Origin of the sequence: Aquabacterium sp. A3 (assembly GCF_038069945.1) — a bacterium.
In the GTDB taxonomy this organism is placed as follows: domain Bacteria; phylum Pseudomonadota; class Gammaproteobacteria; order Burkholderiales; family Burkholderiaceae_C; genus Aquabacterium.
Map to the genome: position 1 here is coordinate 228,540 of NZ_JBBPEV010000003.1, position 15,127 is coordinate 243,666.

Here is a 15,127-nt window from a genome sequence, read left to right on the forward strand (position 1 = left end):
GGGGTAAAATCGAAGTATCACCCAAGAATTCTGGGGCCACGGCGAGTCGCTGCCACGCATGCGGGCGGTCGGTTCGCCCTGGCCTGTCTTGTTTATCCTCGCCGAAGCGCACCCTCTCAGGAGCCTCTCGCCATGGCTGGTCATTCCAAATGGGCCAACATTCAACACCGCAAAGGCCGTCAGGACGAAAAACGCGGCAAGATCTGGACCCGCCTCACCCGTGAAATCATCGTGGCCGCGCGCCAGGGTGGTGGCGACATCGCCATGAACCCGCGCCTGCGCCTGGCCATCGACAAGGCCAAGGCCGCCAACATGCCGGCCGACAACATCAAGCGCAACGTGGACAAGGCCACGGGCAACCTGGATGGGGTCACCTACGAAGAAATCCGCTACGAAGGCTATGGCATCGGTGGCGCCGCCATCATCGTGGACTGCATGACCGACAACCGGGTGCGCACGGTGGCCGAGGTGCGTCACGCCTTCAGCAAGCACGGGGGCAACCTGGGCACCGAAGGCTCGGTGGCCTTCCAGTTCAAGCACGTGGGCCAGTTTCTGTTTGCACCGGGTGCCAGCGAAGACAAGATCATGGAAGTGGCCCTGGAAGCCGGCGCCGAAGACGTGATCACGCATGACGACGGCTCCATCGAGGTGCTGTGCGCCCCGACGGATTTCGAGGCCGTCAAGAACGCCCTGGAAGGTGCCGACCTGATGCCCGAAATGGCCGAAGTCACCATGCGCGCCGAGAATTCCATCGAACTGGCCGGTGACGACGCCGCCCGAATGCAGAAACTGCTGGACGTGCTGGAAGACCTGGACGATGTTCAGGATGTCTTCCACAACGCCGAACTCAACTGAACCCCACTGTCTCATGAACATCCTTGTCATCGGTTCGGGCGGCCGCGAGCACGCCCTGGCCTGGAAACTGGCCCAGTCCCCCAAGGCTCAAAAGGTCTATGTGGCGCCGGGCAATGGCGGCACCGCGCGCGATCCGCGCCTGGTCAATGTGCCCATCTCTGACGTGAAGGCCCTGGCCGACTTTGCCGAGGCCAACAAGATCAACCTGACGGTGGTGGGCCCTGAGGCCCCCTTGGCCGCTGGCGTGGTCGATGAGTTCCGCGCCCGTGGTCTGCGCATCTTCGGCCCCACGAAGAAGGCCGCTCAGCTGGAAAGTTCCAAGGCGTTTGCCAAGGACTTCATGAGGCGCCATGGCATCCCTACCGCGTTTTACGACACCTTCACCGACGCGGCCAAGGCCCACGATTACGTGAACGAGAAGGGTGCGCCCATCGTCATCAAGGCCGATGGCCTGGCGGCGGGCAAGGGCGTGGTCGTGGCCATGACGCTGGAAGAAGCGCATGAGGCCATCGACTTCATGCTGCTGGACAACAAGCTGGGCGTGCAGCACAACGAAGGTGGCGCGCGCGTGGTGATCGAGGAGTTTCTGGCCGGCGAAGAGGCCAGCTTCATCGTCATGGCCGACGGCAAGAACGTGGCCGTGATGGCCACCAGTCAGGACCACAAACGCCTGCTGGACGCCGACGAAGGCCCCAACACCGGTGGCATGGGCGCGTATTCGCCCGCACCGGTGGTGACGCCCAATGTGTATGCCAAGGCCATGCAGGAGATCATCCTGCCCACCCTGGCGGGCATGGCCAAGGATGGCGCGCCGTTCACGGGCTTCCTGTACGCCGGTCTGATGATCGACGGCCAGGGCAACCCCAAGACGCTGGAGTTCAACACCCGCATGGGCGACCCGGAAACCCAGCCCATCATGATGCGCCTCAAGAGCGATCTGATCGACGTGATGCTGCACGCCACGGACGGCACGCTGGACCAGATCGAGCTGCAGTGGGACCGCCGCTTTGCCCTGGGCGTGGTGGTGGCCGCGGGCGGCTATCCGCTGGACCCGAAGAAGGGTGACGTGATCACCGGCTTGCCGGCCGACGCCGACGACGCGATGGTGTTTCATGCCGGTACCTCGATGGGCGAGGACGGCCAGGTGCGCACCAGCGGCGGCCGCGTGCTGTGCGTGACGGCCCTGGGCGATTCGGCCAAGCTGGCGCAGCAGCGCGCTTACGAGTACATGCGAGGCATCGCCTTCGACGGCATGCAGTTCCGCAGCGACATCGGCTGGCGCGCCATCAAGGCGCGCTGAGCTGGACACGTCATCACATCCACACGAGCAGAGGCCACCATGGACACACAGGCTGTGCGCGCATACCTTCTGGGCTTGCAAGACCGCATCGTGGCGGCCTTCGAGGCCGAAGACGGCACGCCGTTTGTGCGTGACGCCTGGGTGCGAGGGCCGCAGGAGCGCCTGCAGGGCGACGGGTGTTCACGCCTGGTGGAGCAAGGCGGTGTGCTGGAACGGGGGGGGTGCAACTTTTCGCACGTCAAGGGCCCGCAGTTGCCGCCCTCGGCCACCCAGCACCGGCCCGAGTTGGCGGGCCTGCCCTTCGAGGCCATGGGCGTGTCGCTGGTGTTTCACCCGCGCAACCCGTATGTGCCCACCGTGCACATGAATGTGCGCATGCTGGCGGCCCACAAGCCCGACGGCAGCGTGGTGGCCTGGTTTGGTGGTGGCATGGACCTCACGCCTTACTACGGCTTCGAGGACGATGCGCGCCACTTCCACCAGGTCTGCAAGGATGCTTTGGCGCCGTTCGGGCCGGACCGCCATCCGCGCTACAAAACCTGGTGCGATGAGTACTTTTACTTGAAGCACCGACAAGAGGCGCGCGGCGTGGGCGGCATCTTCTTTGATGATGTGGCCGACCTGGGTTTTGAGGGTGGTTTTGCCCTGATACGCGCTGTGGGCGATGCCTTCACGCAGGCCTACCTGCCCATCCTGCAGCGCCGCCGCGAGCATCCCTACGGCGAGCGAGAGCGGGACTTCCAGGCCTACCGACGCGGCCGGTACGTCGAGTTCAACCTGGTGTGGGACCGTGGCACCTTGTTCGGACTGCAGTCGGGCGGGCGCACTGAAAGCATCCTGATGTCCATGCCGCCCATCGTGCAGTGGCGCTATGACTGGCACCCCGAGCCCGGCACCCCCGAGGCCCGCCTGTACGCCGACTTCCTTCCCCCCCGTGACTGGGTCTGACGTGCCTGCAGCCGCCCGTCGCATTGGTTTGATGGGCGGCAGTTTTGACCCGGTGCATGTGGCCCATGTGGCCCTGGCCGAGGTCGCGCTGCGCCATCTGGCGCTTGATGAGGTGCGCTGGGTGCCGGTGGGTCAGGCCTGGCAGAAGGCCCGACAGTTGGCCCCTGCCAAGCACCGCCTGGCCATGGTGCAGGCCGCCATCCAGCATGAGCCTCGTTTCGTGCTGGACGACTGCGAGGTGCGTCGCGGTGGCCCGTCGTACACCTTGGATACCGTGCGCGAATTGCAGGCCCAGCGCCCGGGCTGTGAGTGGTTTCTCATCATCGGGCAAGACCAATATGCCAACCTGCCCACCTGGCAGGGCTGGGAAGAGCTGCTGAGCCGGGTCACCCTGGCGGTGGCCTGCCGGGGCGACGATGCACCTCGGGCGCCCGCCGCGCTGAAGGGGCGTCACCGCCTGACGCGCCTGCCGCTGCCAGCGCTGCATGTCTCGTCCACCGAGATCCGCGCACACCTGAATCAGGGGCAGCCCCCCACCTCCCTGGTGCCCCACTGGCTGAGTGAGCCCGTGGCGCGCTATATTGCCAACCATCAACTCTACGCCTCTGGCGCCCCCCGCTGAATGGACATCCGCAAACTGCAACGCGTCATCGTCGACGGCCTGGAAGACGTCAAGGCGCAGGACATCGTCGTTTTCAACACCGAGCACCTCTCACCCCTGTTCGAGCGGGTGATCGTGGCCACCGGCAATTCCAATCGGCAGACCAAGGCGCTGGCGTCCAGCGTGCGCGAGACGGTCAAGAAGGCTGGCTTCCAGATCATGCGCACCGAGGGCGAAGACAACGGCGAGTGGATCATCGTCGACTGTGCCGCGGTGGTGGTGCACATCATGCAGCCGGCCATTCGCCAGTACTACCAGCTCGAAGAGATCTGGGGTGAGAAGCCCGTGGCCCTGAAGCGCCAGGCGCAAAAGGCCGGGTTGGTCAAGGCGTCCGAGCCCATGGACGAAGTGCCGGCCAAGGTGGCCAAGTCGCCCAAGGCCGGCAAAACGCCGACGGTCAACAAGGCGGCTGCCACCAAGGTGGCTGCCAAAAAGGCCGTGGGCAAGAAGGTGGCTGCGAAGAAGGTGGCTGCGAAGAAGGTGGCTGCGAAGAAGGTGGCTGCGAAGACGGTGGTGGCCAAGAAGGCTGTCGCCAAGAAGGCCACTGCCAAGAAGACGGTGCTGTCCAAGGTGGTCGTCAATGCCCCTGAGCCCAAGAAGGCCCCCGCCCGCAAGGCGGTGGCGGTGAAGAAGGTGGCGGCCAAGAAGGTTGCTGCCAAGAAAGTGGCCGTCAAAAAGGTCGTGGCCAAGAAGGCGCCAGCCAAAAAAGCGCCGGCCCGCAAGACGGCGCGCTGATCGTCTGGCGTGCCCATGAAGTGCACCGTGCTGACCATCGGCCAGCGCCTGCCCGACTGGGCGCAAACGGCCTGCGAGGACTACCTCAAGCGCTTCCCACCAGACTGGAAGGTGGAGGTCAAGGCCGTCAAGGCCGAGCCGCGCGAGGGCAAGCCCGTGGCCGCGATCATGCAGGCCGAGGCGGCCCGGATGGAGGCCGCCTTGCCCAAGGGCACGCGCCGTGTGATCCTGGACGAGCGGGGCACTCGCCTCACCAGCGTGCAGTTGGCCCAGCGCACTGAAGCCTGGCAGCACGACGGTCGCGATGTGGCGCTGATCATCGGCGGTGCCGATGGCATTGATCCGGCCTTCAAGCAAACGGCCGACGAGGCCATACGGTTGTCGGACATGACCTTGCCCCATGCCCTGGCCCGGGTGCTGCTGCTGGAGCAGCTCTACCGAGCCTGGTCCTTGAGACACAACCACCCCTACCACCGCGCCTGAGCGTGGTCCGACCATGAACTCAACGGTGTCCGCGTCATTGCCTGCTGACCTGGCCAACGAGGGGCAGCCGTGGCTGTACCTGGCCTCGCAAAGCCCACGTCGTCGTCAATTGCTGGACCAACTGGGGGTGCGCCACGCCCTGTTGTTGCCGGATGCGGATGAAGATGCCGAAGCGCTGGAGGCCGAGCGTGCGGGCGAGTCTCCTGACGACTATGTGCAGCGCGTGACACTGGCCAAATGGCACGCGGCCATGGCGCGCATGCAGGCCCGGTTTTGCCGTGACGCTGAAGCCTGGCCCTTGGGGCCCGTGCTGTGTGCCGACACCACCGTGGCCTTGGGCTCGACCATCCTGGGCAAGCCGACCGATGCGGCCGATGCCACCCGCATGCTGCGCAGCCTGTCGGGGCGAACCCACCGCGTGCTGACTGCCGTTTGCGTGCACGGTCAACTGCGGGTGAGCGCGTCGCAGGTGCGCTGGCGCGCGCTGGACGACGCCGAGATCGAGCGTTATGTGGCCAGCGGCGAGCCTTTTGGCAAGGCCGGTGCTTATGCCATTCAGGGCCGATCGGGGGCCTGGACGGAACACATTGACGGCAGCTACAGCGGCATCATGGGTCTGCCGCTGTACGACACGGCAGAGCTGCTCAAACCCATGGGATGGAGCTTCTGATGCCCGACACGATGGTGCTGGCTGGGGCCTCCGGGCTGGTGGGGCGCCACCTGCTCACCCAGATGTTGGCCGACCCCGGCGTGACCGAGGTCAGGGCGTTGGTGCGTCGTCCCTTGACGCCGGCGGGGCTGACGGGCTCGGAGCACACGCCCGGGCTGGACAAGCTGCGCGTGTGGGTGCATGACTTCGAGCGACTGAGTCAGGCCCAGTCGCTGTTCGATGGCGCGGGTGGCTTGGTGTGCGCCCTGGGCACCACGATACGCCAGGCCGGTTCGCGCGAGGCCTTTCGTCGGGTGGACTTTGACTACCCCCTGCAACTGGCCCGCATGGCCCATGAAGCGGGCGTGCTGCGCATGGGCCTGGTCAGTGCCGTCGGGGCCGACGCGTCGTCGGTGTTTTTCTACAACCGCGTCAAGGGCGAGCTGGAAAACGCGGTGCGGGCCTTGAACTTCGAGCACGTGACGGTGGCCCAACCCTCTTTGCTGGCGGGTGATCGCAGCGAGTTTCGTCTGGGTGAGCGCCTGGGCTTGGCCCTGGGCTTGCTGATGCCTGCCAGCCACAAGCCGGTTCAGGCATGGCAGGTGGCTGCGGGCGTGTGGCGCAAGCTGCGCGAGGGGCGTGCGGGCTGGCATGTCCTGCGCAACCCATCACTGCGTGCCATGCGCTAAGCTGCGTCCACCATGCTTCATTCGCAAGACATTCTCGTCAACTGGACGCCACAGGAAACCCGTGTGGCCATCATCGAAAGCGGCGCCGTGCAGGAGTTGCACGTCGAGCGCACCCTGGAGCGGGGCCTGGTGGGCAACGTTTACGTGGGCAAGGTGGTGCGTGTGCTGCCGGGCATGCAGTCGGCGTTCATCGACATCGGTCTGGACCGTGCTGCGTTTTTGCACGTGGCCGATCTTCACCGCGACGCCACCAACCACAAACCCGGACGCCATGGCGATGGCCAGGTGCCCATCGAGAAGCGGGTGCACGAAGGCCAGGCCCTGATGGTGCAGGTCATCAAAGACCCCATCGGCACCAAAGGCGCGCGCCTGTCCACCCAGATCAGTGTGGCGGGGCGCTTGCTGGTGTTCCTGCCGCAAGATGACCACATCGGCATTTCGCAAAAAATCGGCTCACCCGAGCTGCGTGATGCGTTGCGCAGCCGCATGCTGGCTCTGCTGGGCGAGGCTGACAACCGAGAGGGGCGCACGCGTTCCGGCGGCTTCATCCTGCGCACCAACGCCGAAGACGCCACCGACGACGAGTTGGCCGGTGACATCGCCTACCTGCGCAAAACCTGGGGTGCCATCCGCGAGCAGGGGCTGAAGTCGCCGCCAGGCACCTTGCTGTACCAGGAACTGAACCTGGCCCAGCGTGTGCTGCGCGACCTGGTCAACGAACGCGTGCAGAGCATCCGCATCGATTCGGCCCTGCAGTTCGACACCCTCAAGGCGTTCGGCGACACCTACACCCCCACCGCGGTGGCGCGACTGGCGCTGTACAAGGGTGAGCGTCCGATCTTCGATCTGTACAACGTCGACACCGAGATCCAGCGCGCCCTAGCGCGGCGCGTGGACCTGAAATCCGGTGGCTACCTCATCGTGGACCAGACCGAGGCCCTGACCACGGTGGACGTGAACACCGGTGGGTATGTGGGGGCGCGCAACTTCGACGAAACCATCTACAAGACCAACCTGGAGGCCGCGCAGGCCATCGCACGCCAACTGCGGCTGCGCAACCTGGGTGGCATCATCATCATCGACTTCATCGACATGCAGCGCGAAGAGCACCGCGAGCATGTGCTGTCGGAGCTGCGCAAGCAACTGCAGCGTGACCGCACCAAGGTGACGGTCAGCGGGTTCTCCAGCCTGGGCCTGGTCGAAATGACGCGCAAGCGCACGCGCGAGTCCTTGGCACACATGCTGTGCGAGCCGTGCCCCACCTGCGAAGGGCGCGGCCAGGTGCGCACGGCACGTACGGTGTGCTACGACATCCTGCGCGAGATCCTGCGCGAGGCGCGTCAGTTCAGTCCGCGCGAATTCCGGGTGGTGGCCAGTGCCACCGTCGTCGAGATGCTGCTGGACGAAGAAAGCGCTCACCTGGCGGGCCTGAGCGATTTCATCGGCAAGCCCATCTCCTTGCAGGCCGAGCCCACCATGTCGCCCGAGCAGTACGACATCGTGCTCTTGTGACGGCCCCGGGCGTGCGCGCCAGAGGGGCAGGGCCTCTTTACATTACTTGACCTCTGGGGCGTGGGGCCAAAGCACCCTCTCTGAAGGAACTCCTGGCCACCACGGGGCACAATTCGTGCTGACCTGAACGAATTCGATGAACGCTTGCATGTCTGATCACTTCGACTCACCTGACCTTGCTCGTCGAACCACCTTGCGCAGCGCCGCCCAATGGGTGGGGGTGTTGGGTGCCGCAGGCCTGGGCATGGCGTGGCCACTTGAATCGGCGCGCGCGCAGTTTCGGGTGGAAATCGCCGGCGTGGGGGCCACCCGCATCCCGGTGGCCGTGGCGCCGTTCCGGTCCGAAGACCGTTCACCGCAGGCGGTGTCGGCCATCATCCGTGCCAACCTGGAGCGCTCCGGGCTGTTCCGTCTGGCCGATGCCAGTGCCGAGCGACTCGACGAGTCGGTGCGGCCCAATCTGGTGGACTGGCGCGCGAAATCCGTGGATGCTTTGCTGGCGGGCTCCATCACGCCGCTGGCCGATGGGCGCTTCGATGTGCGCTACCAACTGTGGGATGTGCTCAAGGCCCAGGGCCTGGGCGGATTGAGCCTGGTGGTGCCCGCCGCCGACCTGCGCCTGGCGGCCCACCGCATCTCCGACGAGATGTACGAGCGCCTGACCGGTGACAAAGGGGTGTTTGCCACCCGCATCGCCTATGTCAGCAAGGTGGGCAAGCGCCACACCTTGTTCGTGGCCGATGCCGATGGAGAAAACGCCCAGGCGGCGCTGGCCAGCGCCCAGCCCATCATCTCGCCAGCCTGGTCGCCCGACGGCCGGCAACTGGCCTATGTGTCGTTCGAAACAGGCAAGGCCAACGTCGTGGTGCAGGATGTGTATTCGGGGCGCCGTCGGGTGGTGGCCGGCTTCCGTGGCACCAACAGTGCGCCCGCGTGGTCGCCCGATGGACGACAGTTGGTCGTCACCCTCAGCCGTGAGGGGGGCTCTCAGCTGTATGTGATCGGTGCCGATGGCGAGGGCGTTCGCCGGCTCACCCAAAGCCAGGCGATCGACACCGAGGCCGCCTGGGCCCCCAATGGCGCCAGCATCTACTTCGTCAGTGATCGTGGCGGTGGCCCTCAGATCTACCAGGTGCAGGCTCAGGGGGGCGCTGCCCGCCGCGTCACCTTCACGGGGGCGTACAACGTGAGCCCGTCCCTCAGCCCGGATGGTCGCTGGCTCACGTATGTGGGCCGTGTCGATGGCGGCGCGTTTCGCGTTCACCTGATGGACCTGGGGTCCGGGCAGGTCAAGGTGTTGACCGACACCCGCGATGACGAGCGCCCCAGCTTCGCGCCCAACAGCCGGCTCATCATTTACGCGACCCGTCAACAAGGTCGCGACGTGCTCATGACCACGTCCCTGGATGGACGCATCAAAGCCCGGCTGGCCACGCCAGCGGCCGACGTGCGCGAACCCGTGTGGGGGCCTTACCTGAACCGATGATCGGCCCGCGCCACCTTGTTTGCCCCTTTGTTTTCCCGTTGTTTGATGTTTCGCCAACCTATCCCGCCACAGGAGCTATTGACATGACGAAGACCAGCCTCTCTTCTTTCTCGCCTGCTCGTGCCTTTGGCCTGAGCGCACTGGCTGCGGCCGCCTTGCTGCTGGCGGGTTGCGGCTCCAGCGTCAAACTGGACGACCAGGCCAATGCTGGCGCCGCGCCCATCAGCACGGCGGGCAGCGACGCCACGGCAGGAGCCACCGGCGCCAGCAGCGTGGCCCCCGTGGTGGTGGCGCCCGATGCCTCGTCGGCAGACGCCACGGCCTCACTGCCCCGTGTCATCTACTTTGACTTCGACAGCTTCCTGGTCAAGGACGAGTTCCGTCCGGTGGTGGAAGGGCATGCCCGCCGCCTGAACGCCTCGCGCACCACGCGCATCGTCATCGAAGGCCACACGGACGAGCGCGGCAGCCGCGAATACAACCTGGCGCTGGGTCAAAAGCGCGCTGAAGCGGTGCAGCGTTCGCTGACCCTGCTGGGCGCAGGCCCCGAGCAGATCGAGGCCGTGAGCTTTGGTGAAGAGCGCCCCGCCGCCACCGGCAGCGATGAGGCAGCCTGGTCTCAAAACCGTCGCGCCGACATCAAGGACCGCTGAACCGGGCCAGCCCCGAGTGATTTGCAGGAGACCCCATGCCCGTCTTGCCAACCCGTATCGTGAAACATTGGCGCGCGCTGGCCATGCTGTTGGCCTTGTTGGCCAGTCCCTGGTCGGCCCAGGCCGCCCTGTTCGGTGACGATGAGGCGCGACGGGCCATCCTGCAATTGCGTGAGCAGCGCACGCAGGATGTCGAAGCCCAGCAGGCACGCATGGAGTCCCTCAACCAGCAGGTGGACCAGCTCAAGCGCAGCGTGCTGGAGTTGAACACGCAGATCGAGCAGTTGAAGATGGACATGGCCCGTCAGCGCGGGCAGGAAGAATTGCTGCAGCGTGAGCTGGCCGAGATGCAACGCCAACAGGCCGACCTCAAGGGATCGGTTGATGAGCGCATGAGCCGCCTGGAGCCCCAGAGCATCACCCTGGACGGGCGAACCTTTCAGGTAGACCCTGAAGAAAAACGCTTGTTCGACGAGGCCATTGCCCGCTTGAAGGCCGCCGATTTTGCGGCCGCGGCCGTCGGTTTCAATGCCCTGTTCAAGCAGTTCCCGGCCACGGGCTACCGTGAGGCCGCCTGGTATTGGCAGGGCAATGCGTATTACGGCCTTCGCGACTACAAGTCGGCCATCGAGGTGTTTCAGCAAGTCGTTGACAAGGCGCCCGAGCACCCCAAGGCGCCTGAGGCCCAGTTGTCGGTGGCCAATTGCCAGATCGAGCTCAAACAGCTGACATCGGCGCGCCGGACGCTGGAGCAGTTGATCAAGCAATACCCACGCAGCGAGGCAGCGCAGGCCGCCCGCGACCGCTTGCAAACCCTGCCGCCACCCACCGCTGGCGCCAAACGCAAGGCCCCATGAGCGGGCTGGAGCACGCCGACCTCGATCGCCGTTTCGGGGGGCTCAGGCGCTTGTACGGGCCACAAGGGTATGAGCGCCTGCGTCAGGCCAGGTTCGCGGTGGTGGGCGTTGGTGGCGTGGGCTCTTGGGCCGTGGAGGCCCTGGCGCGCAGCGGTGTGGCCCACCTGACCCTGGTCGACCTGGACCAGGTGGCCGAGTCCAACATCAACCGCCAGGTTCAGGCCGTGACGTCCACGCTGGGGCAGGCCAAGGTGGATGCCTTGCGCGACCGCATCGCGGGCATCCATCCCGGTTGTGAGGTTCGGCTGGTAGAAGACTTCCTGACCGAAGACAACGCCTCGCAGTGCCTGGCGCTCAACGATCTGTCGGCGCCACTGCACGGTGTGCTGGACTGTTGTGACCAGGTGCGGGCCAAGGCAGCGATCGCGGCCTGGGGGGCCGCCCAGGGTGTGCCGGTGGTCAGCGTGGGGGCGGCTGGCGGCAAGAGCCGACCTGAGCTGGTGGAGGTGGCCGACCTGGCCGAGGTCACGCACGACCCCTTGCTGGCCAGCGTGCGTCAGCGTTTGCGCCAGCGCCACGGTGCTCCCCGGCGCGGTGGCATGGGCTTGCGGTGTGTGTTCTCGCGTGAACCGGTTCGTCCGTCTCAAGAGGCCGCCTGTGACACCCCTGCTGGGGCGCAACCGGGCATGGCCCTGGCGTGCCATGGCTACGGTTCCAGCGTGATGGTGACGGCTTCGTTTGGCATGGTGGCGGCGGCACAACTGCTGAACTTGATCGCCGAGTCTTGAGCACGCTATAATCTAAGGCTTCGCAGGCGGGTCGTTAGCTCAGTCGGTAGAGCAGCGGACTTTTAATCCGTTGGTCGCAGGTTCGAATCCTGCACGACCCACCACCTTGCGAAGGCACCGAAAATCGGTATATAATCTGAGTCTTCGTTGATCGCGAATACGCTTTTTGCGCATTCAACGGGGTAGAGAAGACAAGGGCTCTTAGCTCAGTTGGTAGAGCAGCGGACTCTTAATCCGTTGGTCGTAGGTTCGAATCCTACAGGGCCCACCAACATTTCAAGGCCTGTGCGCAAGCACAGGCCTTTTTGTTTGGCCGGCCAAGCCCAGGCGCATGTCAGTCCCTGGCGCAAGGCACTGGCTAAGATGCGTGCCATGTCGATGTTTGCCGCATCTCCTGATCACCGAGCCCCTGAAGCCCCTGGGCAGGAGCATCGCGCCATGTGGTGGTCGGCCCTGGCGCGTTGGGCCGAGCGTCAGCCGTGGCCAGATCTGAGCACCGCATGGTTGGTGCAGCCCTGGCGCGATTGGGGGCGCCACCTCCAGACCATGGGTGTGTTGAGGCATGGCCAAGGCGATGACGACTGGAGCCTCTGGGCCGCTCCGCTGACGCAGGATGGCGGCCTGAGCATGGGCACCCTGAGCCGCCTGGTCGAGGCCTGGTCCTCCCAGGGGCCTGCTGCCGGCCTGGGATGGGCGCTGCACCGATGGGCTTTGGGCGATTGGGTGCTCAGGCAGGCGTCCGCATGGCCCCACGACGATGCCGTGCCTGTGTACGCAGGGGCGGGCACATGGGGCTGGTGCCCCGAAGCGCTGGTGCCATGGTGGCGTGGGCAGGCGCTCGGTGAGGCGCAGTCTGAGGCCTTGTCCGACTGGAGCCGTGTGGCGTCCACGGGCTCGATGCTGTTGCTTCCGGGCCATTGGACGCACCTGGTGCGTGCGGTCTGGCGGGGGCGTGCGCCGGCGGACGCGTCGATGGGGGGCTGGCAATGGCAGGTGCTGGCGCGTGAACAGGCCGAACTCCATGCGGCCGAACAGGTCGGGCCAGCGGCCCTGGGTCTGAGGCCCTTGCAGTCATGGTGCATCCGTGCGGCAGACGATGCTTGGCAAGCTTTGGCCTGTTCGGCGCCACATGCGAATGCGCTGTGGCGCGAGGTGCTGCTCAAGGATCAACTCGGTGTGATGGCCGTGGCGTCCGGCGCGTGGCAGGCCGCAGACCGCGTTGTGCAGGATCATGTGGCGCTTCGCCGTCAAGGCGGGCGGGCCTTGTCTGAGCATCCCGCCGTGCAGCAGATGCGCGGGCGCATGGTCGCAGCCGGGCGCGCGGTGGCGGCGCTCATGCAGGCCTGGCAACAGCCCACGCACGGCCCCGAGCACCTTGATGCCCTGGCCGCAGTGCTGCTGGACCGTTGTGCGGTTCACGAGCACCTGGCGCGCCTCACCGACGAGGGCCTGCAGGCCATGGGGGCGGCAGGCTACCTGGCCGACAACCCGGTGGCGCAAGCCTGGCGCGATCAGCGCGTGCTGCGCCAACTGGCCGGCGGGGTGGCCGATGCGCATCGGGTGGCCGCTGGGTGCGCTCGCATGGGAGGGCTTTCGCATGGGCTCTGAGACGCGTCCGCTGGGCGGCATGCTGCCGCCTCATGATGTGTTGTCATCGGCGCAGACGGTGCAGCGGCTGCGGCCTTTGGCAGCGTGGCTGGCCAGCGCCAGTGACGACGATCTGTGGCTTCAAGACACCCACCGTTTACCGGCCCCGCTGGCCAGCTTGCGGTGGCGCGCCCGCCGGTTCGCCTTGTCGCACCTGCAACCGCTGGCCGCTGACGGTGATGCCTCATCCATGCATGCCCCGGGCACCGAGGGGCCGCATGGCGAGCGCTTTCAGGCCATGCTGGCCGAAGCAGGGCGCCAGGGCTGGCTCAGTTGTTACCTGCCGCACCCCTTGGGGAGCATGTCGTGGCGCGCCTGGCCCCATGCCATCGCATGGCAGGCCAGCGTGGTGGTGGAAGAGTTCGGTGCGGTCGATGGCGGTTTGATGCAGGTGCTGTCGGCGCATCACCTGGGCAGCATGCCGGTGATCCTTTCCGGTCATGTTCGTCAGATATGGCGCATCCTCCGGCCGGTGTACCGCGCTTGTCTGGCGGGAGCGCCGAGCTTGATGGCCTATGCCATCACCGAGCCCCATGCAGGGTCTGATGTCGAGCATGGCCCAGGTGCGGCCACGATGAAACCCGGGGTGGTGGCACGCCGTGTGCCGGGCGGATGGCGGCTGACCGGGCACAAGTGCCACGTCAGTGGTGGTGATCTGGCCCAGGCCTTCACGGTGTTTGCGGCGCTCGAGGGCGAGGACATGCGCTCGTGGACGTGCTTTCTGGTGCGTGAGCAGCCGGCTGTGACGCGTTTGCGCAACGAAGACAAGCTGGGTTTGCGCGCCTCTGGCACCACGGCTTTGTCGTTTGACGGCGCCTTCGTGCCCGATGCCGACGTGATCGGGCCCTTGCGAGGTGGGTGGGCCATCAACCGCACCACCCTGACCTGCTCGCGCATACCGGTGGGGGCCATGGCCTTGGGGATGGCCCGCGCGGCCACCCAGATCGCCTTGCAGTTTGCCCGCACACGAGGCCTGGGGCGTCATCGCCTGATGGACCGGCAAGACGTGCAGTTGAGGCTGGCGGCCATGGTGTCAGAGGTGCGGGCCATGCGGGGCCTGTTGTGGCACGAGGCCCGTCATGCCTGGCATCCCGGGGCGTTTCATGCCTCACTGAGCAAGTCGTGGGCCACCGAGCGCGCGCAGGTGGTGGTGGAGCAGGCCATGGACCTGGTCGGCGAGTGGGGCGTGCACGGTGCGCATGGCCTGGAGCGCATCCTGCGCGATGTGCGGGTGACGCGCATCTTCGAAGGCACCACCGACATCAATCGCCTGGGCATGATCGAAGCCTGGGCCGAGCACCTGCGGCCAGAGGGCGCACATCAGGGCCCACCCGGGGTGTAAGGCGCGACGAATCGGCCGAAACACCGATGCCTGCTGGATTTTCTTGTGATCAAGCCGTGCTCGGGTGCTTGAAATATGTGCGAAGCGATGCACAATTAAGGCGCCCGGTTGTGCGGGTGCATCCACAATCCATCTTCATGAACAAGACCGACCTCATTGTGCGTTTGGCCGAGCAGCACGAGCTGTCCAAGGCCGAAGCTGGCCGCATCCTGGACACCCTGCTCGACACCGTGGTGGCCGCGGTGAAAAAGGGTGACCCCGTGACCATCCCTGGTTTCGGCACCTTCAAGCAGCATGCTCGCGCCGCCCGCACCGGCGTGAATCCCTCCACTGGTGAGAAGATCAAGATCGCTGCAGCCAAGCTGCCGAAGTTCTCGCCGGGCGCCACCTTCAAGGCGGCTGTCGACCCGAAGGCCGCTGCCAAGAAGGCCAGCGCCAAGGCTGCAGCCAAGCCTGCTGCCAAGCCCGCAGCAAAGAAGGCCGCCAAGCCTGCTGCCAAAAAAGCCAAGAAGTGATGGCTTG

General features: G+C 65.9%; 16 protein-coding genes and 2 tRNA genes. All 18 read left to right on the top strand.

The window, feature by feature from the left end; translation table 11 throughout:
- The first annotated feature begins 132 nt into the window (after positions 1-132).
- A complete protein-coding gene (locus tag WNB94_RS12690) occupies positions 133-855 on the top strand; it encodes a YebC/PmpR family DNA-binding transcriptional regulator (protein WP_341390774.1) in 723 nt (240 codons plus the stop codon).
- A 13-nt stretch (positions 856-868) separates the two neighbouring features.
- A complete protein-coding gene (purD, locus tag WNB94_RS12695) occupies positions 869-2,155 on the top strand; it encodes a phosphoribosylamine--glycine ligase (RefSeq protein WP_341390775.1) in 1,287 nt (428 codons plus the stop codon).
- 39 nt (positions 2,156-2,194) lie between these two features.
- Positions 2,195-3,103 carry an oxygen-dependent coproporphyrinogen oxidase gene (gene hemF / locus WNB94_RS12700; RefSeq protein WP_341390776.1) on the top strand — a complete coding sequence of 303 codons (909 nt, stop codon included), beginning with the start codon at positions 2,195-2,197 and terminating at the stop codon, positions 3,101-3,103.
- A 1-nt stretch (position 3,104) separates the two neighbouring features.
- Positions 3,105-3,725 (top strand): nicotinate-nucleotide adenylyltransferase, encoded by a 621-nt coding sequence (nadD, locus tag WNB94_RS12705; RefSeq protein ID WP_341390777.1) that lies wholly within the window; start codon positions 3,105-3,107, stop codon positions 3,723-3,725.
- Entirely contained in the window at positions 3,726-4,499 is a 774-nt protein-coding gene (gene rsfS, locus WNB94_RS12710) for a ribosome silencing factor (protein ID WP_341390778.1), read from the top strand.
- 15 nt (positions 4,500-4,514) lie between these two features.
- Positions 4,515-4,982 carry a 23S rRNA (pseudouridine(1915)-N(3))-methyltransferase RlmH gene (gene rlmH, locus WNB94_RS12715; protein WP_341390779.1) on the top strand — a complete coding sequence of 156 codons (468 nt, stop codon included), beginning with the start codon at positions 4,515-4,517 and terminating at the stop codon, positions 4,980-4,982.
- Between the two features lie 13 nt (positions 4,983-4,995).
- Positions 4,996-5,652, top strand: a complete 657-nt coding sequence (locus tag WNB94_RS12720; RefSeq protein WP_445819072.1) for a Maf family protein — start codon at positions 4,996-4,998, stop codon at positions 5,650-5,652.
- Positions 5,652-6,320: an NAD(P)H-binding protein gene (locus WNB94_RS12725; RefSeq protein WP_341390781.1), complete on the top strand. Its 669-nt coding sequence runs from the start codon at positions 5,652-5,654 to the stop codon at positions 6,318-6,320. Before WNB94_RS12720 ends, WNB94_RS12725 begins: the two co-directional genes overlap by 1 nt.
- A gap of 12 nt (positions 6,321-6,332) precedes the next feature.
- Entirely contained in the window at positions 6,333-7,832 is a 1,500-nt protein-coding gene (gene rng / locus WNB94_RS12730; RefSeq protein WP_341390782.1) for a ribonuclease G, read from the top strand.
- 244 nt (positions 7,833-8,076) lie between these two features.
- Positions 8,077-9,318 (top strand): Tol-Pal system beta propeller repeat protein TolB, encoded by a 1,242-nt coding sequence (gene tolB / locus WNB94_RS12735; protein WP_341390860.1) that lies wholly within the window; start codon positions 8,077-8,079, stop codon positions 9,316-9,318.
- An 83-nt stretch (positions 9,319-9,401) separates the two neighbouring features.
- Positions 9,402-9,971: a peptidoglycan-associated lipoprotein Pal gene (pal, locus tag WNB94_RS12740; RefSeq protein ID WP_341390783.1), complete on the top strand. Its 570-nt coding sequence runs from the start codon at positions 9,402-9,404 to the stop codon at positions 9,969-9,971.
- 35 nt (positions 9,972-10,006) lie between these two features.
- Positions 10,007-10,828, top strand: coding sequence for a tol-pal system protein YbgF (ybgF, locus tag WNB94_RS12745; protein WP_341390784.1), 822 nt, complete (start codon positions 10,007-10,009; stop codon positions 10,826-10,828).
- Positions 10,825-11,616, top strand: coding sequence for a tRNA threonylcarbamoyladenosine dehydratase (locus tag WNB94_RS12750; protein WP_341390785.1), 792 nt, complete (start codon positions 10,825-10,827; stop codon positions 11,614-11,616). Before ybgF ends, WNB94_RS12750 begins: the two co-directional genes overlap by 4 nt.
- Positions 11,617-11,644: 28 nt before the next feature.
- Positions 11,645-11,720, top strand: a tRNA-Lys gene (locus tag WNB94_RS12755).
- Positions 11,721-11,811: 91 nt separating this feature from the next.
- A tRNA-Lys gene (locus WNB94_RS12760) sits at positions 11,812-11,887 on the top strand.
- A gap of 167 nt (positions 11,888-12,054) precedes the next feature.
- Positions 12,055-13,224 carry an acyl-CoA dehydrogenase family protein gene (locus WNB94_RS12765; RefSeq protein ID WP_341390786.1) on the top strand — a complete coding sequence of 390 codons (1,170 nt, stop codon included), beginning with the start codon at positions 12,055-12,057 and terminating at the stop codon, positions 13,222-13,224.
- A complete protein-coding gene (locus WNB94_RS12770; protein WP_341390787.1) occupies positions 13,214-14,605 on the top strand; it encodes an acyl-CoA dehydrogenase family protein in 1,392 nt (463 codons plus the stop codon). The genes WNB94_RS12765 and WNB94_RS12770 overlap by 11 nt, the downstream gene beginning before the upstream one ends.
- A gap of 137 nt (positions 14,606-14,742) precedes the next feature.
- Positions 14,743-15,120 carry an HU family DNA-binding protein gene (locus WNB94_RS12775; protein ID WP_341390788.1) on the top strand — a complete coding sequence of 126 codons (378 nt, stop codon included), beginning with the start codon at positions 14,743-14,745 and terminating at the stop codon, positions 15,118-15,120.
- The last annotated feature ends 7 nt before the right edge of the window (positions 15,121-15,127 follow it).